This is a genomic window from Ekhidna sp. (assembly GCF_964218185.1).
Lineage (GTDB): Bacteria > Bacteroidota > Bacteroidia > Cytophagales > Cyclobacteriaceae > Ekhidna.
This window is the reverse complement of sequence record NZ_CAXPLV010000001.1, coordinates 92,601-118,237: the sequence shown is the minus strand read 5'-3', so window position 1 is coordinate 118,237 and position 25,637 is coordinate 92,601. Positions and strand designations below refer to the sequence as shown.

Sequence of the window (25,637 nt, the reverse complement as noted above, 5' to 3'; positions counted from 1 at the left end):
CCTACTGTGAACGTTAGGCTCTTTCTTTAAAAAATGTTAAAAATGTGATTAATGATCATCATTCATCTTTAAAACTTGGGATCATTATAATCTAGGTAGTAGCATTTGAGCAACTCCCAACTTTCCGGTGTGTACTTTCGATTCTTCTGACGGATGATCAGCTCGGCAATTGTTTCTTCTTTTTCTATTAAGCTAAACCGTACCATCATCCGAAAAACCTGTTGCTCTTTTTGATTTCTTAGGATTACCCGATGAATGGGGAAAATTTTTTCGTCTGAGACTTTCATAAAGGCATTCATCTCCCGCTCTGGGTAGAGGAGGTATAGATGCCCATTCGGGTTAAGCAGCCGAAGACTTTGGGTTAACAGCTCCTCCATTTTAAGGTTGTTGGAGTGAACGGCCTGATTTTTAGTGGAATCAACTCCTCTTTGACTGTCTTTAAAAAATGGAGGATTACAAATGATCATGTCATACTTTGTATCTGACATGAAGTCCTGAACAGAAGTATGATAGCATGAGAGTCTATCACGCCATTTGGAGTTTTTAAAATTCAATGTTGCTTCTCTATAAGCCAGCTCATTGATTTCAACAGCATCTATTTTAGCATTGATTGTTTTTTGTGCCAGCATCAAGGAAAGTAGTCCGGTTCCAGTTCCTATGTCGAGTATTTTTTCTGGCTCATTTTTTTCAAGTTCATTAGCCACCCATGCGCCAAACAGACACCCGTCTGTTGTCACTTTCATACCGGATTGGGCCTGTTCGATCCTGAACTGCTTGAATTGAAAGTAGGTATTGGGCATTTTGATTTAGTGGTATTTGACACCAGACATGTTTTGAAGCTGTTAAATTACGTAACCAAAAAACAATCAAAATGAAACCTAATCTAAAATTGATCGCTTTGGTAGCAGGTCTATCCATGTACGCCTGCCAACCAGCAAAAAATCAAGAATCGTCAGCAACTGAAGCTCCAAAACCTGTAAGCGTCTCTCTCGAACTTGTTTGGGAAACGGATAGCGTTTTGATGACGTGTGAGGCGGTAAGATATAATCCTGAAGACGGAATGATTTATGTATCCAACATTGGTGTGAAGGCGAATACAGAAAAGGATGGTGATGGAAGTATTTCTAAAATCAGTACGGCGGGTGAAGTTTTGGACCTCAATTGGGTAACAGGGCTGAATGGACCCAAAGGTTCGGCAATTTCGGGTGGATCCCTATTTGTAACGGACATTGATGAAGTTGTTGAAATAGAACTTGCTTCAGGTACTATTCTAAACAAGACTCAAGTTGATAGTGCTGTATTCCTCAATGATCTTGATGCAAGAAATGGTAGTATACAATTTACGGATACAGGTCGAGGGAAAATTCATTTGCTAGGCGAAGGTGGTGCTACAGAAAAATTAGATATGCCAAAGTTTGCTCCAAATGGTATCTTCATTGAAGAAGAGCGAGTGTTAGTTGTTTCATACGGAACAGGAGCAATGGTTTCCATTGATAATGCTACCATGACTGTTGATACCCTGGCTACAGGAATGAAAGGTGGAGATGGTATAGTAGCGATAGATGAGGGCTACCTTGTATCAACCTGGCAGGGTGAGGTTTTCTTTGTTGAGGAGGGGAATGATCCAGTGAAAATTCTGGACACCACAGAAGAAAAGTTAAATGCCGCTGATATTACAATAGTCCCTGAGCAAAACCTGCTGATTGTTCCTACATTCTTTGGGAATAAAGTAATGGCGTATAGGATTAATGTATCTACTGGCGAGTAGCAATGGACTAATCCAATCTCATCATTTTGAGCAAAGTGAGGAATCCACATCGAAGGAGATTTCTCACTTTGTTCAGAATGACGATTTGATTAAAGTCAGACTTTACTCATACCTCAACTTCGTAGCTGGATTCGCTTTTGTCACCTTGGAAGTCTGCCAATAGATGGATGAAAGACCAACCAGAAATAAAAACAGTACGCTACCGAATATTTCCAGAAAGCCTAGTCCGGTTCCATATCGGATGAGAAAGTATAGTAGGACCTTATCATAAAACAAGTATGAGACGGGGATAGCAATGAGTGCTGAAATCATAATCAATTTCAGGAAATCCTTTGTGAGGAGATAGTACAAGCTATAGTTGCTCGCTCCCATGATTTTGCGAACCGCAATCTCCTTGGTTCTGTTTTCAGTAGTATAAGTGACCATACCCAATAGTCCCAAGCAAGAGATGGTAATTGCCAGGGTACTTAATACCCCGAAGAACTTCATTTGCACCCGCAAAAACCAGTAGGCATCTTCTATATCATCTTCTAAGAACGATGCATGAAAATTAATTTCCTGATCTATCCCTTTCCATATAGATTCCAGTTCATTAATGGTTCGCTTAATGTTTGAGGAACTTACTGTCAGAAGCGCATACTGACTATTCTCAATTGAATATCTCATCATTAATGGACTGATGAGTTCGTTGAGTGGCTCGTAATTAAAGTCTTTCAATATTCCTACAATTCTGCAATTGGTACCGTCAGCCAGCGTAAACCGAAGGGTATCTTTTTGGATATTGAAAACTTTCATCGACTCAATAAACTGTTCATTGACCAATACACGTTCTTCATTTTGATTAGACTCAGCCAATGATTCACTCTCACCCCATTTGAGCTCCATACCCATGTTTTCTATGAATTTGTTTCCTATGAAGACTTCATTAACCCGTATCGTATCCTGATCATTGGAGGTCACATCTGCAAATCCACTTATAGAGACACCCGGAAGGCTGGAGGCTGTAGTAATAGCTTTTACATCAGGATGATTGCTAAGTTCATTGATGGCAACCTGCTTTTCTATCTTTTCAAACGGAATGGATAGAATGTTTTCAGACTGAAAGCCGTGATTGGTGTTGAGGACATAGGTATGCTGACGTGCCATAGCCGCCACACCAATTACGAAAACGAGCGAGAGAAAAAACTGAAAAACAAAAAGTCCTTTTTTAAATCCTGAAACGTTGCTCTTTCCATTTTTTATTTCCCCTTTCATGGTTTGAATTGGGTTGAGCCTTGAGAAGTACTGCGCAGGAAAAAGACCCGCCAGCAATCCAACAAGTATGGAGAAAATCAAAAAAGTAATGATCTGCCCCGGATTTGGAGTGGTATCAAGCATATCACCACCAATGATCATACCTAAAAACTCCTGCTTCATAGGGTACAGTAGTACCAATGAGCCAGCCAGCGCAATAACTGAAAGTAGAATGGTCTCGACAATAAATTGCGCTTTGATTTGATGCTTCTCAGCACCAGCAACCTTACGTATCCCTATCTCCTTGGCGCGCTTCAGTGCTCTGGCAATGGACATATTTGTATAGTTGAATACCGCAGGTAGAAGTACCAGCAGACCAACGGTGAGAAAGAAGATCATGGAAGGCTCATCCCATCCAATTCCTATCGCCTGACTGATATTCCAGCGGGGTACTACTCCTTCGAGGTTGATGAATTCAAGCTCGATTTCTTTTTCCGGATTGAATGATGCAGCATGAGTAGTGGTTTGAGCCAATGCCTGCTCTAAATTATCTTCTGATTTAGCCTCATCGAGTAATACATACACATAGTTCCACTTGAAATCTACCCATTCGTTCGCGGCATTGCGGGATGCCATTTGAGGATGATTATCGATGGAGCAAAGCACTTGAAAGTACAAGTGTGTTTGCTTTGGGTTTTCCATCACACCGGTCACATTAAGCACACCATAATCTGTTTCAAGACTTTTGCCGATCGGATCCTCATCTCTGAAAAGTGTTTCGGCCACTTCTTGGGTGAGTATGATGCTGGAAGGGGAGGTCAGAGCTGTTTGCTGGTTACCCTTTATTAACTTGAAACTAAAGACGTCCAGAAATGATTGCTCGGTGAAATAACCCTGAAACTCCATCTTGTTTCCGTGGTGGTTAATTTCAGGAGTAAAGCCTGGTCGGATGGTTATTGCTTTTTCAACAAATGGATATTGATCTTCCAGATAATCCCCCATCGCGTAGAAAGTAGAAGCGAACGTTCGGCTATCTTCCTGGTCTGAAACATACGTGTTGATCTGGAAGATTCGCTCCTTGTTTTCCTGCCATGAATCGGATTGATAGATAGCTACAGAAATGGATAGCGCCAAAAGACATATAGACATGCCCAGTGCAAGACCAAGCATGTTTAGTGATGTAAAGAGTTTGTGTTTTGAGAAATTGCGAAATGCAATTTTGAAGTAGTTTTTAAGCATGGCAATTGAGTTTTTGTGATAAAATGGAGAGTATGCGGCTTTTGACTTCCGCTTTTTTAGTCCGTATGAAAACAAGAGCGAGATCACCTGTATCCAGTATTTGATATCAGCCTTCAGTTTTCCTGATTGTTCAAGGTTTAGTCCATAGACCTCATCAAGGTCTCCTTGAATATCTTCCAGGTCTGCCTTTCCGGCAAACCACTTTAGTAGCTTTTGTGCAAAAAAAGGAGGTCTCATTTGGTGGCGAGATTTACTTTAGCACCAGCCCAAAGCTGGTCTCTTAGTGCTTTCATGTTGGCCAGTTCTACTTTGGCACTATCCGTCAGCTCAAAGTAGCGCTTACGTCTTCCACCACGTTCGTTGGTCGGCTCGCCCAGGTAAGAAGAGATGTATCCCTTTTCTTCCAGACGGGTGAGGGTGGAGTGCAGAGCCCCAATGCTCAGCTTTCGACTTGCTCGTTCTGTGATGTCATTGAGTATGGCTACTCCATAGGCATCCTTGGCCAGGTTGGCGATGGTCAGCAAGACCAGTTCTTCAAATTCTCCAATGTATCCTTTCATGATAATTTTTTTAAAACATCCCCCAGTCTTCGCTTTTTCCAGCGCACTCCCCCTTCAAAGGGGGAATTATCCCCTTGAGGGGATTATAGGGGTGTATTACTTTCTACTTTTAAGAATTAATCATACGGCAAGAATAATAGATATGTTTCTATTTTTAAGAATTAATATCTGAAAACATTTTTTAATGACTAAGCGTACCTTTGCCTTATGCAAACATTTGAGCTTGAAGGACACGACTTTATTGAGTTAAATAAACTATTGAAAATCATGCAGTTAGTAGGGTCAGGAGGGGAGGCCAAGCAATGCATTGATGAGGGGTTGGTTCAGGTAAACGGCCAGGTAGAAACGCAGCGAAGAAAGAAGCTTCGCAAAGGAGATAAGGTCTCCTTTCAGGGTGAAGAAGTGCAGGTCAGTTAAATTCTCCCACGTGCCATAGCACACCCGAGGGGTCGTAAACAAATCCTTCACTGCCCCAATCGAAAGATGTAGGCTCAACCAGTTTTACCCCCTCAAATTTTTTAGTAAGGTTTTTTGCCTTCAGAATTTCCCAATAGTCAGTGAGTGATTTTACTTCCAAAAAGAGCATGGTATTTTCCACCCATGCCTTTAGGTAGTAATCTTGCAAATAGAAGCCAGCCGTTCCAAAGTGGAAATAGGAAAGTTTTGGTGTGGCTACTACTTCTTCAAATCCCCATGCATGATAGAATTCTCGTGAAATATTAAAATCCTTTGCACCAATAAAAGTGCGGATAGATTCGGCGGAGTTCTTCATATTGACGGGGAAATGGTTGATGAATGAGTAATATCGTCTACTTTTCCAACATAATTGAACTTTTACTCAGAAGAAAAGTGGATTGACTGGGTCGATCAGCTTTCGCAAAACGATTACGTCATCATAGACGATTTCCTTTCGCCCCAACTTTACAGTCAGGTGAGGTCATTTTTTTTGCAAAAATTGGAAGAGGATGAATTTCAGCGAGCCGGGCTTGGCTCGGTGTTCAATAATGTACTGGATACGAAGATCAGAGGTGACTTTACTTACTGGCTGGACAAAGGAAGGGATGAGGAACTGAATGCAGCGTTTGATTTGATTGAGGAAATAAAGTCGACACTCAATCGATATTGTTTTCTGAGCTTATCCGGATATGAGTTTCATCTGGCGTACTACCCTGAAGGCACCTTTTACAAGCGACACGTGGATCGGTTTCAGGATCGTAGCAATCGAATGATCTCAGTGATCATTTACCTGAATGAAGGCTGGCAAAAAGGAGATGGTGGAGAGCTGAAGATTTATAAAGAAGCAGGAGACATCATTGTGGATCCGCTTGCCGGACGCTGTGTGATGTTTAAAAGCGCAGATGTCCCTCACGAAGTGCTTCCAACCAATGTAGGCCGCTACAGCCTTACCGGCTGGATGTTGTATCAGCCTAGCGGAGTGGGGTATATTTTGGGGTGATTGGTCAAAAGTTGATCAGCTAATCTTTTATAGCTTTCAGGGTTTTCTTACCATCAAAAAATTCGAATCCATTGTTCGTAAAGGTGATATACCTGTGTGGGAATTGTCCCTTTACATGAAATCTTGTTTCAGAAACAGGGGTTAACTCGTAAAGGTAGGCTCCTTCCTTTCCTAATCTTAGAATGTCTTCCTCAAAGATGATACTACAGACTTGCTGATCTTCAAATGAGTAATCGCCTGCATACCCTTTTAGTAAATCGTATGAGACATCTATTGAAGGTATCAAATCAACAGAGATCGTTTTATCAATCGTCTGTTGCCACACTTTTTCAGACCCACTAAAAATTCTGGCTAATTGCTTTATTTGCTCGTCTTCAACAATCTCACCTGAAGTTTTTCCTTGCTTGTAGAGTTGTTCAATTCTGTTGATCCACTTTATGGAATTATCCCTATATGCCTGAAGCTGTTTCTTATCCGACACAAGTTTCCCATGTGCGGGAATAATGGACGTATATGCATCCCCAAGGGACAGAGCTTTTTCAAGAATTTTTAAATGGCCTTTACTACCTCCTCCATAATAAAAATGAGGAAATGTTTTGGTCATGTAAGTGTCTCCCGTAAACAGTGCATTGCTTTCTTTAAGGTAGATGAGTGCATCGTCAAAAGTGTGAGCGGCAATGTGGAACATTTCTATGGTTTCATTTCCCATTTCAATTATATAGCTATCTGAAAAGGTGACGTCATTAACGGCTGAAGTATACTTTGAATTTTCGTGTGTAATGATTGTTGCTCCTAGCTTGGAAAAGAATGAGTTTGCACCGCTATGATCGATGTGGTTATGGGTGTTTAGCACGTACTTAATTGACTTGTCAGAAAGACGTTTTATTTCGTTGAGAAGGATCTCCTGTTGGCTGTTGCCAGTCATGGGATCTATCAATAGTACCGCGTCAGAACCGATAAAAACCCCAACATTCGTATTATAATCAGGTGCTTTTAGCACGTATAAGTTGTCATTGATTCGTTCTTGAATAAAGTTCGTTGAATTACTTCCTAGTTGATCAGGTTGGGCTTTGATGCAGCCAGCTGATAGCAACAAAATGCAGAGACTCGAAAAGTTGATTGCGTTCATGTCCCAAATAAAAGCAAACAAGGTTGGGATAACTCAGGTATGCAAACCTGTTAACACATCTTTAACAGATAGAGCCGAGAACGAGAGAGGATGGCACGCGTTGAAAACGCGCGCTACGAAAACTTGCTAGAAACACGCTGGTATATTCAACTTTAGCGACTGTTAGCCACTTTAATTCTGATTAAATCCAATTCTTGCCCAATGTTCTCTTATAGAATCAATGAGTGGAGCTTCATGATATGCTTTGATTTTAAGTCCTTTTCCAGTTTGTAAGAAGTTAGCGAGCCAACTGTTGCTTCTTAGGCTATCATGAATTAGTTCTATCTTAAACTCTTCAGTCAGAGTAAAAAACCCCTGTTCAAATGCTTGATCATGAAGCAAGCATAGACACAATCCATTTCTTGTGTCACCCCTTAGTTCAGGGTTGTCAGCCCATCTAGCTATGTGTCCACTTACTAAGAAACCGCGTCCTCGAACTTCACAATTAGGGTAGCAACATTGGTACTCAAAATTTCTTTTGACGTTTTCAGCGAATTGGCGGTGACCGATTCGCTTCTTCAAAAGTCCATAAGTTTCTCCAGTAGATGCATTTTTAAAGTTGATTTCACCCAGTTCAATGTGACCCAAGAGTAGTTCACTCAACAAGCCGTCAAATTCTGAGAAGTAAGCACCATTTAAGCATTGTAATTTGCCAGCCTGAACTACATAAAATAGTCTTTTCTTGTTTCTTCTAATACTCCTGTTCGAGCTAAAGTATTCTCTTAGTTGATTGTCATAAGTTCGGAAGAAATCATTAAGAAGTATTGGAGATTCGAATTCTTGATAGTTCGTTAAGTCAACCTTATGGTATGTTCTTGAGAAGTCCCAATCATGCGCATCATTAGTTGGAGAGTCCGCTGTTATGTATGAATCCTGTATTGCATATGAATAACCCGTAAATTGAATAGTATTTCTGGTGTGCCTAAGATGTACTACTACATCATCTTTTTGAACATCTCTAATTAAATACCAAAACGGCCATTGTGCTCCGTCCGCTTTAGCTGTTGGAGCAAAAGCACTCTCAGTGAAGTTCCAGCCATCTACATATTGATTATTATTTTTTCGTAGTTCTAACCAAATCATGGGAGAGAATTGTGGCTAACATATAATGTATCACTCATCTGCACGATACTCCTCTTTCAAATATACCTGTTTAACCTCAAACACTCTCACTAATCACCCATCCAGCACTCCAGCAGGCCTGGAAGTTGAAGCCCCCGGTGAGGGCGTCTATATCCAGCACTTCTCCGGCAAGGTAAAGTCCGGGAAAGCGCTTGCACTCGAAAGTATTTAGATCTACCTCAGAAAGTTTGATACCTCCGGCAGTTACAAACTCTTCTTTGAAGGTACTCTTTCCATTCACTTTGTATTTGCCCTGACAGAGCTCTTCCACCAGCTTGTTTACCTGTTTTTTAGACAGCTCTCCGAACGGTGTTTGTTCAGATATTTCACAATACTGAATCATTCGTTCCCAGAAGCGTTTTGGTAATTCAAACAACGGATAGTTGATCACTTTCCGCTTTGGGTTAGCCTCCCTGTAGCGTTGAATTTGCTGCCGTGCTTCGTCCGGCATTAGGTTGAGGTAATTCACCAAAATCTCAAAAGCGTATTGCTTTTCATTGAGCTCATAAGCCCCCCAGGCAGATAGTTTGAGAATGGCTGGGCCGCTAAGTCCCCAGTGCGTAATAAGCAATGGGCCTTCTTCAGTCAATTTGGTTCCGGCTACTTTGATACTGACGTTTTCAAAAGACACTCCCATGAGGTCTTTGATCCGCTCATCTTTGATGTTGAAGGTGAAAAGAGAGGGCACAATCTCGGTTAACTCAAGACCTGTTTCTTCCAGCACCTTCCACGTGGCAGGAGAGGAGCCGGTGGCCACTACCACTTTATCGGTCAGTATTTCCTGACTGGAAGTGGTCACCTTCCATTGTTTCCCAATTGGTTCCAGTTTAGTCACACCTTCATTTAGGTGCACCTTCACCCTGTGTTTTTCCGCTGCTTTTACAAAGCAATCAATGATCGTTTGGGATGAGTCAGTCAGAGGGAACATTCGCTTGTCGGCTTCAGCTTTTGTTTGCACGCCATGATCAGCAAGCCAACTCACCATGTCTTCGGTGGAGAATGTTTTGAACAATGAATGAAGCTTTTTACTCCCCCGAGGATAGAATTTCACAAGCTCTGATGGAAGAGACCGTTCGTTGGTCACGTTGCACCTGCCTCCACCGGAGACTTTTACCTTTTGCAGGATTTTGCTTGACTTTTCCAGAATGGTCACCTGATAATCAGGGTGTTTTTCTGCGATATTGATAGCTGCAAAGAAGCCAGCTGCACCTCCACCAATGACAATGATTTTCACAATCCAAATAAAGATAATTATGAGAAATCGGAGTTAATTTAAATGCCTAATTCATTCAAATGGCATATTGTTATTTCAACGGTGAGATAGTGGAAGAGTCAAAGGCCTCTATTCCTCTCCACCATCTGGGTGTCCAGCGTGGTTTTGGTGTGTTTGATCTATTCAGGGGGCGACAAGGCAAGCCCGTTTTCATGGAAGATCATCTGGATCGTTTTGAAAGATCGCAGCAGTTTTTAGGGTTAAGTGATCTGATCAGTAAAGTGGAGATACGACAAGCTGTGGCAGACCTCCAGCAAAAGAATGGGTTTTCTGAATCCACATTTAAGCTAATGCTACTGGGGGATGGAAGTGAGTCAGAAATGATGCTCAAGCCTTTCTTCTACATTCTTCATTTGGATCTAAGCAAGCACCAAAACCCCGATTCTTCGTCCATCATTTTGCACGAATATTTGAGGGAATATCCTGAAATCAAAAGCATCAACTACCTCACGAGCAATCGGTTACATGTAAAGCGCATGAAGGTCAATGCCATCGATGTGGTTTATCATAAAGACGGACTGATTACAGAGGCCTCAAGAAGCAATGTGTTTATGGTTCAGAGCGGAGAAATTATCACTCCCAAGAACAACATTTTGAATGGCATTACACGAAAACAAATCCTTTCTTTTTGTAACGACATTGGGACTATTCATGTCCGGGATGTTACCCTGGATGAGTTCAGGTCTGCTGATGAAATTTTCCTCACCAGTACTTTGAAGGAGGTCTTACCGATCGTGGAAGTGGATGGGAAAAAAGTAGGAGATGGTCAAATCGGTGCTGTCTCAAAGAAGATCAAGCGGCGCTTCATCGACCACCTCCATCAATAATTATTCATCTTTTAAGCACTTCGAAGGATTGACATTGGCTGCTCTAAGTGCCTGCGAACTAACTGTAAGCCATGCAATCATCAACGATATGACTGCTGTGCCTAGGAATATCCAAAAGCTCAGATCAATTTTATAGGCGAAGCTTTCGAGCCATTGATCCATAAAATAGTAGGAAATGGGGATAGCAATCAGAATTGAGATGCCTACCAATCGGGTAAAGTCCTTCGATAGCATCATCACTATATTACTCACAGAAGCACCCAGCACTTTACGGATACCAATTTCTTTGAGTCTTCGCTCGGCTGTAAAGGTCGCCAGCCCGAAAAGGCCAAGACATGAAATGAGGATAGCAAATCCTGCAAAGTAGGAGGAGAGAGTCCCTATTCTCGTTTCTGACTCGTAAAGCTCCTGATAGCTTTTGTCCAGAAACTCATATTCAAATATGAATCCGGGACAGAAGGTTTCATAGAGTTGCTGAACTTCTGTCATCGCCTGCACTTCCTTGCCTTTTTCTAATCTAACAGCGATATTCCATGTATTGCCCAGCCAAAAGAAAGCCGGATCAACTTCACGGTGAATAGATTGATAATGAAAGTCTTTTAGCACACCAATAATCTGAAGATCATATTCATCCCATAACTTTATTGTTTCGCCCAAGGCTTCTTCAGGTGTGAAGCCCATGATTTTCACGGCGGCCTCATTCATTACAATTTTAGTGCTGTCCGCACCAAACTGATCGTCGAACCATCTACCCGCTATCACCTCCATTCCCATGGTCTTCTGGAATTCCTGATCTACCCGAATATTTTCAAACAGAATCCGTTCTTCAGGCTGTTTGGTTCGCCAGTCCAGCCCGCTAGTATTGTTCATTTGATGCAATAAGGTATGGCTGGTTCCGGCTGCAGAAGCAACGCCCGGAATTTTTCTTAGCTCCGTGAAAAAGGCATCTCGTTTATCTTGAATAGTGCCTTCCTGACTGAAGAAAACGACATTTTCCCGGTCATATCCCAGGTTTTTTGTGAGCGCATAATTGGTCTGTTTGTGAATAACAATCACCCCAACGATCAATATGATTGTTATTGTGAATTGGAAAATGACCAGTCCTTTTCTAGCCCATAGCTCCCCGGCTGAACTTTTGATCTCGCCTTTCAGCACCTTTACAGGGTTGAAATGAGTGAGGTATAGTGCTGGGTAACTTCCTGCCAATAATCCTGTAACGATTATTGTGGCGATAGAGAACAAGAGTATTTCAGGAGTAAGTTGTAATGATATCTCTTTATCAGTGATGAAGTTGAACTGAGGTAAGAGAATTAAAACCAACAGGTAAGCCAGGATCATTGAGAAGAATGTGATCAGCAAAGATTCACCTATAAACTGCCTAATCAGTGTTTTTCGATCTGCACCAATGGCCTTTCTCACACCTACTTCATGTGCTCGCTTTGAAGCTCTGGCGGTGGACAGGTTCATGAAGTTGATGCACGCGATTACCAATATGAAAATGGCGATAATAGAAAATAGTCTAACATATTCGATTCGCCCTCCATCTTGTACACCGTTGGTGTATTTACCATAGAGATACTGTTCGGAATATTTCTTCAAAAAGAGATCAACGTTGCTGTCGCCATCTTCATTTTTACTTTTCACATACCCGGCAATTTTCTCAGTAACCGCCTGTTGTTCAGCACCTTCTTCTAGAATCACATAGGTGTGAGGTCCATTATTTCCCCAGCTGGTCACCCATTCATTGTCGTCTTTGAAATCTTCAAACGGCAGTACGAAATCAAATCTGTATGTCGAGTTTTTTGGAATGTTTTCAAATACTCCTGTTACTATAAAATCACGATCATTTTCATATCTCAGTGTTTTACCAATTGCACCTTCCACTTCGCCGAAGAATTTCTCCGCCAGATTTCTTGAAATACAAATAGAGGATTTGTCTTTTAGAACATCATCTGGGTTGCCTGCCAATAAGGGATACGAAAAAATATTGAAGTAGTCTTCACCCACATGAAACCCTTCTTCTTTGAAATATTTGTCATTGTTGTAGGACAGCAATGACTTACCAACCCAGGTAGTGGTAGCGGCATATTTAATGTCAGGAAAATCAATTTTTAAGTTCTCCGCCAGAATGCCGGGAGTAGAATTGGTGGCAAACATTTCATTGGAGTATGTTTGAAACTCCATCACCCGAAACAATCGATCGTCCTTTTGATGAAATTTATTAACACTTAATTCATCCTGAACCCAGAGGTAAATAAAGAATGCACAAGTGAGACCTGTGGTTAGCCCGATGAGGTTCACGAGTGATGATACTTTATGTCTCAGAAAATTTCGCAGAGTGATTCGGAGGTAGTATTTCATGATTTTGAGTAGTTGGGTTTATTAAGGATAGATAGAGGGATTAAAAAGTTGCATTATTGCAAATAATACCCCCAGATATGACAGTGGTTACAGATCGTGATTAAAAATTTTTCAAAAAAGTTTTTGGAAGTTCAAAATCTTTGATTCAGCTTTGGCGCATCTTTTCAGAGATGAACAGATAATTTATACAGAAGCACGGAGAGACAGGCTCGTTGATGTGCTAGCAACCTGGTAACCAAACCAAGGTGCTAATTCCTGAACTTTTAAAGTGAATATAAATTATGAAAAAAGCACACAAACACATTCAGGACATCCAATTACTCAACACGCACGCCAGATCAATGTGCTGTTGCTGCTGTTAATTCTTGACCGCTCCTAAAGCAGGTCTGTCCCTATTTTCCATTTTCTATTTTTTTAAATCCCGTTCAAATGAATTTTGAAACGCAAGCAATTCGCACACAACTGTCGAATGCTTCTCAAAAGGAGCATTCCGCACCCGTCTATCTCACAAGCTCATTCACCTTTGACAATGCAGAAGAGGCCAGGGCAAAATTTAATGATGAAATTCCCGGAAACATTTACTCCAGGTATTCAAATCCCAACACGGATGAGTTCATTCAAAAGCTCTGCTACCTCGAAGGGGCTGAAGATGGCTTAGCAACCGCTACAGGTATGTCGGCCATGTTTACCAGTATGGCCGGATTGCTTCAGCAAGGTGATCATGTCCTGGCATCCAGGGCACTTTTTGGATCTACCCATCAGCTTTTCACCAAAGTGTTTCCAAAGTGGGGGATTGAGCATTCGTATTTCAATCTACACCGACCGGAGAAGTGGGAAAGCCTTATCACACCGAAAACTAAGATGATCTTTGTTGAGACACCTTCCAATCCGGGACTGGACATTGTGGATCTAGAATATCTGGGGCAGCTGGCTGAAAAGCATAATCTGATCCTGAACGTTGACAATTGTTTTGCTACTCCGTACTTACAAAATCCAATTGAATGGGGCGCGCATATTGTCACTCATTCTGCTACCAAGTTCATTGACGGACAAGGCAGAACGCTTGGAGGAGCGATTGTCGGGAAAAAGGATTTAATTGAAGAGCTGCGTTTCTTTGCCCGACATACAGGTCCGAGTCTTTCACCTTTTAATGCCTGGGTGCTAAGCAAAAGCTTAGAAACGTTGGCCGTGCGAATGGAGAAGCACTGTGAGAACGCTTTCAAAATTGCTTCATATCTGGAAGGGCATGAAGAGTTGGAGCTGGTCAAGTATCCGTTTTTGGAAAGCCATCCGCAGCGGGAGCTTGCAAAGAAGCAAATGAAGCATGGAGGTGCGATTGTAACATTTATCGTAAAAGGTGGATTGGAAAGAGGCGTCCGTTTTTTGGATAACCTGAACATGCTCAGTCTGACTCCTAATCTGGGTGATACCCGGACGACTGTGACACATCCGGCAAGCACGACCCATAGTAAACTGACCGAAGAGGAAAGAGCAAGTGTGGGAATTGCTCCGGGTCTGGTTCGAATTTCTGTTGGGCTGGAAAATGTCAATGATATCTTGAATGATATTGAACAGGCACTTCAGGCCAGTAAAGAGAAACAAGTGAATCCAAGGATTGAAAAACTGGTATCGTCATGAGAATAAAGCATCTGACATGGATAGGCATCTGTTGCATGTGTATGTACATGTGTTGGAGAATCGTGCTAAGGTCACCTAAAAAGAGGTATTTGTAAAATAAAATATAAAACAAATACAACCCTGGTGGCCTCTGAGTCATCAGGGTTTTTTTATTTCAAAAAATCAGAAAATATGTCAACTACAACAACGATATCAAGCGAAGCGAAAGAAGATATAGAAGAGCTTCACGAAAAAATAGGTGCTTTTCATCTGGGAACAATCCCTGAAGAACGCTTCAAAGCTTTCAGACTGACCCGAGGAGTATATGGTCAGCGTCAGCAAGGGGTGCAGATGCTACGTATCAAACTTCCTTACGGAAAAGTAACACCGGATCAGTTGCGAGTCATTTCAAATATTGCAGATGAGTATACCAATGGAAATCTCCATTTGACTACTCGTCAAAACATCCAGCTTCATCATATTCCACTGGATGACACGCCACAGATTTGTGAACGGCTGGAGCGAGTAGGGGTAACTCTGAGAGAGGCATGTGGTAATACGGTAAGAAATGTGACGGCTTCTCCATTAGCAGGAGTAGATCCGGAAGAGCCATTTGACGTGACTCCTTATGCACATGAGGTTTTTCAATACTTCCTGCGAAATCCGATTTGCCAGGATATGGGCCGAAAGATCAAGATCGCTTTTTCCTCCAGCGAGCTGGACGAAGCGTTTACCTACATCCATGATTTTGGATTCATTCCTAAAGTGAAGAGCGGAATTAGGGGATTTAAAGTATTGGTTGGAGGCGGACTGGGTGCTCAAACCTTTTTTGGGCAGGTCGCTTATGATTTTTTACCGGAAGAAAAGCTCATTCCATTCATAGAAGCAGGATTAAGAGTGTTCGATCGACATGGAGAGCGGGAGAGAAGGCATAAAGCTCGTTTGAAGTTTTTGGTCGATCCAAAGAAAGGGTTGGGTCTGGATGGTTTCCTACGGCTGGTAGACGAGGAATACAAAGCCTTGGCGGATCAGGTACATCCGGTTGCTCATGAAGAATCAGACTACCCGGTTCTTAAACGACCGCATTCCAATTATAAAATCCAGGATAAGGAGACTTTTGAAAAATGGAGAAGGATCAATGTGGTGGAGCAAAAGCAGAAAGGGTTTTATGCGGTCAAAATAAAAGTGCCACTGGGTAATATTTCTTCTCTGGTAGCTCGCAAAGTAGCATTGATTGCAGAAGCTTATGCATCAAAGGACATTCGGATTACGATCAATCAGGGATTGCTGTTCAGGTTTGTAAATAAGGAAAGTCTTCCGGCACTTTATGCTTCTCTGAATGAGTTGGGACTGGCTAATCCCGGCTTTGATACATTGGCGGATGTAACCTCATGCCCCGGTACAGATACATGCGCTTTAGGGGTGACAAATAGCACCCAGTTGGCTACAGAGCTTGAGCGCGTCATCAAAGAAGAATATCCTCATTTGATTGATGAGTCACAGATTAAAATCAAGATAAGCGGATGCATGAATTCCTGCGGGCAACATATGATTGCCAATATTGGCTTTCATGGAAGCAGCATTAAAAATGGAGATAGGGTAGTGCCTGCCATGCAGGTGGTCATTGGTGGCGGCATAGAACCAGACCATCAAGGCTATATCGCTGAAAAAGTGATTAAGATCCCAACGAAGCGAATCCCTGATGTGGTCCGCACGCTGCTGGATGACTATGAAGCTAACGCCGAAGAAACCGAATATTTTAATCAGTATTTCAGACGGGAAGGCAAGAAATATTTTTATGAGCTACTCAAGCCTTTAGCTGATCTGTCCGAAATCAAGGATGATGAATTTCAGGATTGGGGGAACACAGAGGAGTTCGTTCCGGAAGTTGGAGTGGGAGAGTGTGCGGGTGTTATGCTAGATCTGGTGGATACCATTTTAGCCGATGCAAAAGAGCGTATCGAATGGGCGAATGAAGATTTTGAAAAGCAGAAGTGGGCCAATGCGATCTATCATAGTTACAGCGCATTTGTAATTGGAGCTAAAGCATTGCTTCTAAGTAAAGACATTCAGTGCAACACACATAAAGGCATCATTGATGATTTTCAATTACACTTTTCTGATGAATCTGCATTCCCCATAGCTGAATCTTTTGAACAGGAAGTACTCAAGATCAATCGATATGCACCGAATCAGGCGTTTGCCAAAAGCTATCTGGAAGAAGCCAGCGCTTTCATTAAGCAGGTTTTCCTGTTTCGATCTCAAGAGGCCCAAACAGCTGAAAAATTGGTAATCAGTAACCATTACAAAGCTTAGTCATGAACGATCAAAAATTAACATTAGTAGGAGCAGGTCCGGGAGATCCGGATTTGATCACGGTTAAGGGTGTCAAAGCACTCGAGCAAGCGGACGTGGTGTTATACGATTCGCTGGTTTCAACGGAATTGCTAAGGTATGCACCTTGTGCTGAGCACATTCCGGTAGGAAAACGAGCAGGAAAACCGAGTGTGCCGCAGCAAAGTATCAATCAATTGATTTTGGAGAAGGCGCATAGCAAGGGACATGTGGTTCGGTTGAAAGGTGGAGACCCATACGTCTTTGGTCGGGGCTATGAAGAAATCCAATTCGCTCAGGAACATGGCATTGCTACAGAAGTGATTGTTGGAATCAGTAGCATCATGCTGCCTGGGTTATACAATATCCCACTCACATGCCGAGGTGTCAATCAGGGCTTTTCAGTTCTGACGGCTACCGGGGCAGATGGAAAGTTGAGTGGCGAGGTGAGGAAAGCTGCCAAATATGCGTCCACTGCTTTGATATTTATGGGTTTGTCAAAGTTGGATGAGGTGGTTGCTCACTATCTAAAAGAGGGTCGGGGAGATTTGCCTGTTGCTATCATTAGCAATGGCTCGCTCGCTGAAGCACAGGTGATTGCTGGTACGGTGGATTCAATTCTTGATGAAACCCGAGATCAAAAGCCAGCATCCCCGGCACTCTTAATTTTTGGAGAGGGGGCTGCATATACCACTCAATCCAAACAATCAATAATCAAAAAACACAAAGTAGCATGACTGTTGGAAATTCATTATTCCCCGTATTTCTAAAGCTGAATCAGATTCAGACACTGATTGTCGGAGGTGGAAATGTAGGTCTGGAAAAGCTGGATGCCTTGTTAAGGAACGATCATGAGGCAAACGTCACAATTGTAGCTAAGAGGTTCAAAGCTGAAATACGACACAGGCAAGGATTATCAGGACAGATCAAATTGATAGAGCGTCCATTCAGGAAAAGCGATCTGAAAGGAAAAGATCTGGTCATTCTGGCCACTGATGATCATGCACTGCATGTAAGGATTAGATCCTTGGCTCAAAAAAAGCACGTGCTTGTAAATGTAGCCGACACACCGGGTCTATGTGATTTTTATTTGGGATCGACAGTAAAGAAAGGAGATCTGAAAATTGGGATTAGCACGAACGGGAAATCTCCTACTTTCTCTAGACGGTTAAAGGAAGTTTTGAATGAAGCACTTCCTGATGAAACAGAACTGCTGCTACGGAACCTAAAAGTGATCCGTGATCGGCTGAAAGGAGATTTTTCATTCAAAGTGAAAGCATTGAATAGCATTACTAAATCATTGATCGATAGAAATGAAATCTAGTGAAAAAAGTAATTTGGTTCGGTTAAATGAGCGCTACCATCTCTTAAGTCCTCTTGAGCGGATGGAGCGCCTGTTTTCTGAATTTGATCATGATCGTATTTTGATGACTTCCTCCTTTGGAACCACTTCAGCCATTCTCTTACATATGATCAGCAAGGTGGCTCCTCAACATCCTGTCTACCTGGTGAATACCGGTTATTTGTTTGAGGAAACTCTGCAGTACAAAGAGGAGATCAAGCAGAAATTCGGATTGAATATTATTGAAGTTGGCGCTCAAGAAAACAAGCATCGATTCACTCAGGACAATCAAACGTGGAAATATCAAAATGATCTGTGCTGTTTCATCAATAAAGTAGATCCTACGAATCAATTGAAGAAAGGAAAGGACGTGTGGATCTCAGGGCTGTTACGTTTTCAAAATGCCAACCGTCAGCACCTACGGATTTTTGAACCGCGAGAGGAACTGCTTAAATTTCATCCGATCATTGACATGACAGCTGAAGAAGTGAGTTTGTATCATACCATTTACGAACTACCTCAGAACAAACTCTACTATCAAGGGTACGGTTCAGTGGGTTGTACACATTGCACCGAAAAGGGTGATCAGCGAGAGGGAAGGTGGCTGAATAATAAGAAAACGGAGTGTGGCTTGCATTTGTGAGTCAATTAAACTGATTCATTGTACGTTCCATTCCAATCGTACAGAACGATTTAATAGCATCGATGGCTCGGTCCATATTTAGTACCAGTTCATTCATTTCCTGTTTATTAAATGGACTTAGCACATAATCAACTTGTTGACCTTTGTGGAAGTTATCTCCCACACCAAAACGTAAACGGGGATAATTAGCTCCACCGCAGAGCTGTTCTATGTTCTTGAGTCCATTATGTCCTCCGGCTGAGCCTTTTGGCTTAAGGCGTATTTTTCCATAAGGAAGGGCGATATCATCGGTGATCACAAGCATGTTTTCTTTTGGAATCTTGTGTTGCTGTAGGTAATGATTTACAGCCTTCCCACTTAAGTTCATGTAGGTGGTAGGTTTTATGAGATGAAGGGTCCTTCCTTTGTGCTTGATCTCAGATGTATAAGCAAGCTTATTCATTTCGAACGAAGTTCCTTCCTGATCCGCAAGTCTATCCAGTGTGAGGAAACCAATGTTGTGCCTGGTCAATTCATATTCCGGGCCGATATTTCCCAATCCGACGATTAGATATTTCATAGTAAAGACAAAAAAAATCCCCCGCTTACTGGCGGGGGACTAAAATAATTATTTTGAAATGAATTAAGACTCTGCCGGAGCTTCAGCTGCTGGTGCATCTCCACCTTCTGCTGCTTCTGCCTCTTCACCTTCCATTTCTTCTTCATCACCAGTCTCTTTTCCTTTAAGAGCACGTGGTACTTCGATACCTGCAAGTGTTACAAGCGGGCTATTCAATATCTCGTATTCACCTACTTCCAGCTCGCCAACTTTGATAGACTTACCAAGTCCAAGCTTTGATACATCTACCTCGATGTACTCAGGCATGTTCTTAGGAAGGGCTTTGATCTGCAAGTATTTCACTTTTCTGATCAACTTACCTCCCTGCTGGATTCCAGGTGCGGTTCCTACCGGGTGAACAGGGATGTTCATTTTAATAGGTGTTCCACGGAATAGCTGCAGGAAGTCTGCGTGCATGATGATTTCACTCACTGGGTGAAACTGAACATCCTGGATGATTGCCTCGAATGGCTCAGGTTCTCCTTCAATTGTTAATAAAGCAAAGTGCGCTTCGTCAGTGTATACCAGGTCTCTAAACAAGATCATTGGAGCGTAGAAGTGAATTTGGTGATCACCGCCGTATACTACGCACGGAACCATTCCTTCTTCTCTTAAGCGCTTCGCTTCTGTCTTGCCGAGATTTGCTCTTTTATACCCTATAATCTCAACAGTTTTCATAATTGAATTTGATTTAAAATATGATTATTTAATAAATAATGAACTAATTGATTCGTGATCGTGGATCTTGCGAATTGCTTTTGCAAACAACTCTGCCACAGTCAGTACTTTGATTTTTGAGCTTTCCTGCTTTTGGGGAATTGTGTCAGTAATGATCAATTCTTCTAAAGCTGACTCTTCAATGTTTTTGTAGGCATTTCCCGAAAGAACACCATGTGTTGCAATCGCTCGAACGGAATTGGCGCCTTTTTCTTTAATGATAGTCGATGCTTTACTGATGGTTCCTGCCGTATCCACCATGTCATCAACCAATACCACATCTTTTCCTTCTACATCACCAATCACTTGCATGGATGCAATTTCATTCGCGCGTTTTCTGTGCTTATCGCAGATCACCATATCCACCTCGAAAAGTTTGGCGTATGCTCTAGCTCTGGCTGTTCCTCCTACATCCGGAGATGCAATAATCATGTTGTCCAGCTTTAGATTCTTGAGGTAAGGGTAGAAGATCGCTGAACCATCAAGATGATCTACAGGGATATCAAAAAATCCCTGTATCTGTCCGGCATGCAAGTCACAGGTCATTATTCTGTCAGCTCCAGCTGAGGTCAACACATTAGCAGCAAGCTTGGCTGCAATGGAAACCCTTGGTTTGTCTTTTCTATCCTGGCGTGCATATCCAAAATATGGAACCACAACGGTCACATACTTTGCACTAGCTCTACGAGCTGCATCGATCATCAAAAGAAGCTCCCAAATATTGTCAGCTGGGGGTACAGTAGGTTGAATGATGAAGACATCAGATCCACGAACGGATTCAGTGAAGTAAACACCCATTTCGCCATCACTAAAGGTTTGCTTTTCACTTTGTCCCAGAGGCTTACCGTAGTTATTAGCAATAGCGCTTGCTAGTTCTGGGTGTGCCGAGCCTGAGAATATCTTTACTGATGACATCTTTTTAGAATAAATCCCGCCAGTGTTAGCGGGATTAATTTGTTGGCCTACTAGGGCTCGAACCTAGACTCTTCTGAACCAAAATCAGACGTGTTGCCAGTTACACCATAGGCCAATACCGGATGATTTTTTTAAGTGTTTGTCCTTCACTTCCGTTCAAACGGACGGCAAAATTAGCCGATTATTTTTTAAATCAAAAGATTAAACTTTCGATTTCACCCAATTAAATGCATTCATAAATGGCTCCATCCACGGAGAGACTTCCGCAGCTTCCAATCCACGCTTGTAAGGCCAATTCCATTGGAATAGTGACCGCTCCAAATGTGGCATGATCGCCAGGTGTCGACCATCCTCTGAACAGAGTGCCGCAGTATCAAATGAACTACCATTGGTATTGCCTGGGAATTCTGAATAAGAATATTTAACAGGTATTTTAAATTTCGATTCATTATCAAGAACGAACTGACCTTCGCCATGAGCCAGCCAAATCCCAAGCCTGGAACCAACCATGGATTCCAACATTATAGAATTGGTTTCCTCGATATCCACGCTGACGAATCCACATTCGAACTTACCGGAAGAGTTGTGATGCATTTTTGGATGCATATCACCCATCTCAGGATATATTAGTCCAAGTTCCATCATTAACTGACATCCGTTGCAAACGCCTAGACTCAACGTATCCTCTCTGGCATAAAAAGAATCCAGTGCAGCCTTTGCCTTTTTATTGAATAGGAATGATCCGGCCCATCCTTTAGCCGATCCGAGTACGTCAGAGTTGGAGAATCCGCCTACAAAAACGATTAGGCTGACCTCACTTAAATCTTCTCGGCCTGTAATCAGGTCTGTCATGTGAACATCTTTCACATCAAAACCTGCCAGCCAAAGCGCATAAGCCATTTCACGATCACTGTTTACTCCTTGCTCTCGAATAATAGCCGCTTTTACCCCTGACTTTCCTTTTCTATTGAAGTCTAAATTGTAAGTGCTTGCCTTTCCATCAAAACGCTTCGGAAATGCGTAGGAGAGTGGCTGTTTAAATTTATTCGAAGCTCTGCTCTTTGAAACTTCCGGTTTTGTTTGTTTGAGGTCAAGAAGTGCTGAAGTTTTAAACCAGGCATCCCTTATTTTCTCGATATCAAATGAATGGTTAAAAGATCCATTCTTTATGGAAATACTTCGCTCATTTGTGATACTTCCAATCTCATTCCATTTTACCCCTGACTTCTCGAGCGCCTTAATGCCACCTTGATTCATTTGGAGAACGAGGGCTGGTTTCTCTGAGAATAGAACCCTTACAGAATCATTTTCACCTAAAGGCGAAAGGTCAATATCCATCCCACCTTTGGTGTTAGGGAAATTCATTTCAAGTAGCGTTGTAATCAATCCGCCGGCAGACACATCGTGCCCGGCTATCACATGTCCCTCGTTGATTAGTTGCTGTACTGCATTGAATGATTTTGCTACAACTTGTGAGTTAGCTTCTGGTGTTTTCGCACCTAATTTGGATTGAGTTTGCGCAAATGAAGATCCGCCTAGTTCAAAATCACCACCCGAAAAGTCAATGTAAATGAGTTTTGAATCCTTTTGGCTGTAGTCAATGACCGGGCTTACCGTCTTATTTATATCAGACACCTCAGCAACGGAGCTGATGATTACAGTACCTGGTGCATAGACTTTCTCACCATCAGGATATTTCTGTGTCATTGACATAGAGTCTTTTCCTGTCGGCACATTAATCCCTAGTTCACAGGCAAAATCACTGATTGCTTTTACTCCTTCATAAAGTCTTGCATTTTCTCCTTCATTCTTTGCCGGCCACATCCAGTTTGCACTCAAGGAAACTCCTTTCAATCCATGGGTTAGGGGTGCCCATACCAGATTGGCCAATGCTTCAGTGATTGAAAGCCTTGATCCGGCTCCTGCATTGATGAGGCCTGGAACTGGAGAGTGTCCGATAGAGGTTGCAATGCCTTTGTTCGACTTAAAGTCAAGGGCCATCACAGCCACATTATTCAATGGTAATTGAAGTTCACCACAGGTCTGTTGTGTTGCAACACGTCCGGTCACACATCGATCCACTTTATTCGTGAGCCAATCCTTACAAGCCACTGCCTCAAGCTGAAGCACAGCTTCCAGATATTCTTCAATTTTAGTTTCAGAATAGCTAACCTCCGAGAAGTTGGATTTGCCAGATTTATCTTCAAGAATTGTTTTTGGGGAAGAACCGAACAAGTGATGCAGCTTTAGATCGAAAGGGGAAGCTTCTCCATTATTTTCAAACTTCAACTCATTGTTATCACCTGCTTCTCCTACCTCATAATAGGGTGCTCGCTCGCGCTCAGAAACTCGTTTTAGATAAGCTGCGTCCTTTTCATTAATGACGAGCCCCATACGTTCCTGAGACTCGTTTCCAAGTATTTCTTTAGCTGAAAGCGTCTCATCGCCAACCGGTAATTTCTTTAAGTCAATCACGCCTCCTGTTTCTTCTACCAATTCGGAAAGGCAATTCAAATGGCCTCCAGCTCCATGGTCATGGATGGAGGTGATTGTATTTTCATCAAGCTCTACCATCGCGCGAACAGCATTCGCTACCCGTTTCTGCATCTCCGGATTGGATCTCTGAACAGCGTTCAGTTCGAGCGCTTGGTTGAATGCTCCAGTATCCACAGAAGAAACGGCACCACCGCCCATTCCGATGCGGTAGTTATCTCCACCCATCACTACGATTTTCTCGCCAGCTTTGACATGTTTCTTTTGGGCTTCCTTTTTCTTACCATACCCAATTCCGCCAGCTTGCATGATCACTTTATCATAGCCGTATTTCTTGCCACCTTCTTCATGTTCGAATGTCAATACACTTCCGCAAATGAGAGGCTGACCGAATTTGTTACCGTAATCACTTGCTCCGTTGGATGCTTTTGTGAGTATTTCTTGTGGCGTCTGGTACAGCCATTTTCTGGCTGGTTTTTCCCATGTTCTTCCATCTTCCAGGCGGGAATATGAGGTCATATAAACGGCAGTTCCAGCCAAAGGAATGCTACCTTGTCCACCTGCCATTCTATCCCTTATTTCTCCACCTGAACCTGTAGCGGCACCATTAAATGGCTCTACGGTTGTAGGGAAGTTGTGTGTCTCCGCTTTCAGTGAGATAACGGATTCAAATTCTTTAGTATCAAACCAATCCGGTTTATCCTGGGTAAGTGGAGCAAATTGCTCAACTTTTGGTCCCTGGATAAAGGCTACATTGTCTTTGTATGCCGAGACAAGGTAATTTGGGTTTTCTTTAGAGGTTTTCTTGATCCACTGGAACAATGAGAGTTCCTGCTCCACTCCATCAATAATGAATGTGCCATTGAATATTTTATGTCGGCAATGTTCGGAGTTTATTTGCGAGAACCCGAACACTTCAGAGTCGGTGAGAGGTCTTCCAATTTCATTCGAAACACCCTCCAGATATTCGATTTCTTCCTGACTTAATGCCAGACCTTCCTGTTCATTATATGATGCAATGTCATGAATATGCTCAATGGGCTGAGGTTTCCTGTCTAAGGTGAAAATTGCTTGATCCAAACCATCATACACTTGCTGTAACATTGGATCGAAAGCACCAGACGATGACTCAGAAATGTATGTTTCAATTCGATAGATTGATTTGATGCCTGCATTATGAGCAATATCCGAAGCATTGGTACTCCATGGGGAGATCATCTCTTTGCGAGGACCGATAAACTTGCCAGCAATTGAATCCTTTTCAACAGGTTTAGCTCCTGAAAAAAGCCAGATAAGTTTGTCAATCTGAACGGACGAGAGTTTTTCTGAAACGCCTACGGCGATCACAGCGTCTTCAGAGTTTTGGAAGAATTGAATCATTGAGGAACCTCGTTTTGAAGTCCGCAAAATTAACCTTTTTATGAGCTTTGTTTTACTCGGATTTCAACAATTTGCGAGCTGTCTTTTTCAGAGCTCCCACGGTCATGGAAGAATAGCCAATAATTACTTTTTCGATGATGCCTTCTCGATTGACAATGAAGTGAGTAGGATATGATCTCACATTCATTTCAAGACAAAAATCTTTCACATTCGGGATGATATGGTAGTCGAAATCGCGTTTATCAAGAAACTTATCAACCAACTCCGCATCATCAAAAGTAGGAGCGAGAAATATGATTTCTTCATCTTTAAGTTCCTTCACCATTTCATTCATTTCTGGCATCTCCATAATGCATGGTTTACATCGACTAAACCAGAAATTGACGAGCAGGATTTTTCCCTTTGTGTCTTCCTTGGTAATCACGGTTCCTTCCAAGGTGGTTAACGCAAAGTCGGGGAAAGGTTGACCCTTCATTCGCTTCACTTCCTTTTTCGCAGTTTCAACTGCTTTGATTTGCTCCTTGGTGGGCTGACCAACCAAAGCAATAGCAGGTAGGTAGATAAGGAGTATGTAGAAGTGAATTTTCATTT

At 42.3% G+C, this 25,637-nt stretch carries 22 protein-coding genes, 1 tRNA gene and 1 riboswitch; of the genes, 9 read left to right on the top strand and 14 right to left on the bottom strand.

Going from position 1 to position 25,637, the window contains the following annotated elements; genetic code table 11:
• Positions 1-68 precede the first annotated feature (68 nt).
• Positions 69-800, bottom strand: a complete 732-nt coding sequence (locus ACEQZT_RS00550; protein ID WP_370086217.1) for a tRNA1(Val) (adenine(37)-N6)-methyltransferase — start codon at positions 798-800, stop codon at positions 69-71.
• A 71-nt stretch (positions 801-871) separates the two neighbouring features.
• On the opposite strand from ACEQZT_RS00550, the gene ACEQZT_RS00545 reads away from it, so the two are divergent.
• A complete protein-coding gene (locus tag ACEQZT_RS00545; protein WP_370086216.1) occupies positions 872-1,768 on the top strand; it encodes an ATP-binding protein in 897 nt (298 codons plus the stop codon).
• Between the two features lie 102 nt (positions 1,769-1,870).
• Here ACEQZT_RS00545 and ACEQZT_RS00540 read toward each other — a convergent pair whose 3' ends face one another.
• Entirely contained in the window at positions 1,871-4,477 is a 2,607-nt protein-coding gene (locus ACEQZT_RS00540) for an ABC transporter permease (protein WP_370086215.1), read from the bottom strand.
• Positions 4,474-4,800 (bottom strand): PadR family transcriptional regulator, encoded by a 327-nt coding sequence (locus ACEQZT_RS00535; protein ID WP_370086214.1) that lies wholly within the window; start codon positions 4,798-4,800, stop codon positions 4,474-4,476. The genes ACEQZT_RS00540 and ACEQZT_RS00535 overlap by 4 nt, the downstream gene beginning before the upstream one ends.
• 207 nt (positions 4,801-5,007) lie before the next feature.
• On the opposite strand from ACEQZT_RS00535, the gene ACEQZT_RS00530 reads away from it, so the two are divergent.
• Complete coding sequence (locus ACEQZT_RS00530) at positions 5,008-5,217, top strand: RNA-binding S4 domain-containing protein (protein ID WP_370086213.1); 210 nt, start codon at positions 5,008-5,010, stop codon at positions 5,215-5,217.
• On the opposite strand, the gene ACEQZT_RS00525 is transcribed toward ACEQZT_RS00530, so the two are convergent.
• Positions 5,210-5,572 (bottom strand): glyoxalase, encoded by a 363-nt coding sequence (locus ACEQZT_RS00525; RefSeq protein ID WP_370086212.1) that lies wholly within the window; start codon positions 5,570-5,572, stop codon positions 5,210-5,212. The genes ACEQZT_RS00530 and ACEQZT_RS00525 overlap by 8 nt on opposite strands.
• A gap of 54 nt (positions 5,573-5,626) precedes the next feature.
• Between ACEQZT_RS00525 and ACEQZT_RS00520 the strand changes: the two genes are divergently transcribed.
• Positions 5,627-6,256, top strand: a complete 630-nt coding sequence (locus ACEQZT_RS00520) for a 2OG-Fe(II) oxygenase (RefSeq protein WP_370086211.1) — start codon at positions 5,627-5,629, stop codon at positions 6,254-6,256.
• 19 nt (positions 6,257-6,275) lie between these two features.
• Here ACEQZT_RS00520 and ACEQZT_RS00515 read toward each other — a convergent pair whose 3' ends face one another.
• From ACEQZT_RS00515 to ACEQZT_RS00505, 3 genes are all read right to left on the bottom strand, one after another.
• On the bottom strand, positions 6,276-7,385 hold the full coding sequence (locus ACEQZT_RS00515; RefSeq protein ID WP_370086210.1) for an MBL fold metallo-hydrolase: 1,110 nt from the start codon (positions 7,383-7,385) through the stop codon (positions 6,276-6,278).
• Between the two features lie 171 nt (positions 7,386-7,556).
• The gene (locus tag ACEQZT_RS00510; protein ID WP_370086209.1) at positions 7,557-8,507 is read right to left on the bottom strand and encodes an HNH endonuclease; all 951 of its coding nucleotides are present in this window, start codon (positions 8,505-8,507) and stop codon (positions 7,557-7,559) included.
• Between the two features lie 76 nt (positions 8,508-8,583).
• Positions 8,584-9,780, bottom strand: coding sequence for an NAD(P)/FAD-dependent oxidoreductase (locus ACEQZT_RS00505; protein ID WP_370086208.1), 1,197 nt, complete (start codon positions 9,778-9,780; stop codon positions 8,584-8,586).
• A 59-nt stretch (positions 9,781-9,839) separates the two neighbouring features.
• On the opposite strand from ACEQZT_RS00505, the gene ACEQZT_RS00500 reads away from it, so the two are divergent.
• The gene (locus ACEQZT_RS00500; protein WP_370086207.1) at positions 9,840-10,646 is read left to right on the top strand and encodes an aminotransferase class IV; all 807 of its coding nucleotides are present in this window, start codon (positions 9,840-9,842) and stop codon (positions 10,644-10,646) included.
• Here ACEQZT_RS00500 and ACEQZT_RS00495 read toward each other — a convergent pair whose 3' ends face one another.
• Complete coding sequence (locus ACEQZT_RS00495) at positions 10,647-13,007, bottom strand: ABC transporter permease (protein WP_370086206.1); 2,361 nt, start codon at positions 13,005-13,007, stop codon at positions 10,647-10,649.
• 180 nt (positions 13,008-13,187) lie between these two features.
• Positions 13,188-13,288: riboswitch (SAM riboswitch) on the top strand.
• A gap of 148 nt (positions 13,289-13,436) precedes the next feature.
• On the opposite strand from ACEQZT_RS00495, the gene ACEQZT_RS00490 reads away from it, so the two are divergent.
• The 5 genes from ACEQZT_RS00490 (at position 13,437) to ACEQZT_RS00470 (ending at position 18,943) form a co-directional block, all read left to right on the top strand.
• On the top strand, positions 13,437-14,645 hold the full coding sequence (locus tag ACEQZT_RS00490; RefSeq protein WP_370086205.1) for a PLP-dependent aspartate aminotransferase family protein: 1,209 nt from the start codon (positions 13,437-13,439) through the stop codon (positions 14,643-14,645).
• A 171-nt stretch (positions 14,646-14,816) separates the two neighbouring features.
• Positions 14,817-16,940 carry a nitrite reductase gene (locus ACEQZT_RS00485; protein ID WP_370086204.1) on the top strand — a complete coding sequence of 708 codons (2,124 nt, stop codon included), beginning with the start codon at positions 14,817-14,819 and terminating at the stop codon, positions 16,938-16,940.
• A 2-nt stretch (positions 16,941-16,942) separates the two neighbouring features.
• On the top strand, positions 16,943-17,695 hold the full coding sequence (gene cobA, locus ACEQZT_RS00480) for a uroporphyrinogen-III C-methyltransferase (protein ID WP_370086203.1): 753 nt from the start codon (positions 16,943-16,945) through the stop codon (positions 17,693-17,695).
• Positions 17,692-18,282 (top strand): bifunctional precorrin-2 dehydrogenase/sirohydrochlorin ferrochelatase, encoded by a 591-nt coding sequence (locus ACEQZT_RS00475; RefSeq protein ID WP_370086202.1) that lies wholly within the window; start codon positions 17,692-17,694, stop codon positions 18,280-18,282. The genes cobA and ACEQZT_RS00475 overlap by 4 nt, the downstream gene beginning before the upstream one ends.
• On the top strand, positions 18,272-18,943 hold the full coding sequence (locus ACEQZT_RS00470) for a phosphoadenylyl-sulfate reductase (RefSeq protein ID WP_370086201.1): 672 nt from the start codon (positions 18,272-18,274) through the stop codon (positions 18,941-18,943). Before ACEQZT_RS00475 ends, ACEQZT_RS00470 begins: the two co-directional genes overlap by 11 nt.
• 1 nt (position 18,944) lies before the next feature.
• Here the strand turns inward: ACEQZT_RS00470 and pth are convergent, their stop codons facing one another.
• The 6 genes from pth to ACEQZT_RS00440 all read right to left on the bottom strand — a co-directional run bounded on the left by pth (position 18,945) and on the right by ACEQZT_RS00440 (position 25,635).
• Positions 18,945-19,502, bottom strand: a complete 558-nt coding sequence (gene pth / locus ACEQZT_RS00465; protein WP_370086200.1) for an aminoacyl-tRNA hydrolase — start codon at positions 19,500-19,502, stop codon at positions 18,945-18,947.
• A 63-nt stretch (positions 19,503-19,565) separates the two neighbouring features.
• Positions 19,566-20,219 carry a 50S ribosomal protein L25/general stress protein Ctc gene (locus ACEQZT_RS00460; RefSeq protein WP_370086199.1) on the bottom strand — a complete coding sequence of 218 codons (654 nt, stop codon included), beginning with the start codon at positions 20,217-20,219 and terminating at the stop codon, positions 19,566-19,568.
• Positions 20,220-20,243: 24 nt separating this feature from the next.
• Positions 20,244-21,173 carry a ribose-phosphate pyrophosphokinase gene (locus tag ACEQZT_RS00455; protein WP_370086198.1) on the bottom strand — a complete coding sequence of 310 codons (930 nt, stop codon included), beginning with the start codon at positions 21,171-21,173 and terminating at the stop codon, positions 20,244-20,246.
• A 42-nt stretch (positions 21,174-21,215) separates the two neighbouring features.
• Positions 21,216-21,288 (bottom strand) — tRNA-Gln (locus ACEQZT_RS00450).
• A gap of 86 nt (positions 21,289-21,374) precedes the next feature.
• Complete coding sequence (purL, locus tag ACEQZT_RS00445) at positions 21,375-25,046, bottom strand: phosphoribosylformylglycinamidine synthase (protein WP_370086197.1); 3,672 nt, start codon at positions 25,044-25,046, stop codon at positions 21,375-21,377.
• 52 nt (positions 25,047-25,098) lie between these two features.
• Positions 25,099-25,635 (bottom strand): TlpA family protein disulfide reductase, encoded by a 537-nt coding sequence (locus tag ACEQZT_RS00440; RefSeq protein ID WP_370086196.1) that lies wholly within the window; start codon positions 25,633-25,635, stop codon positions 25,099-25,101.
• Between the last annotated feature and the right edge of the window lie 2 nt (positions 25,636-25,637).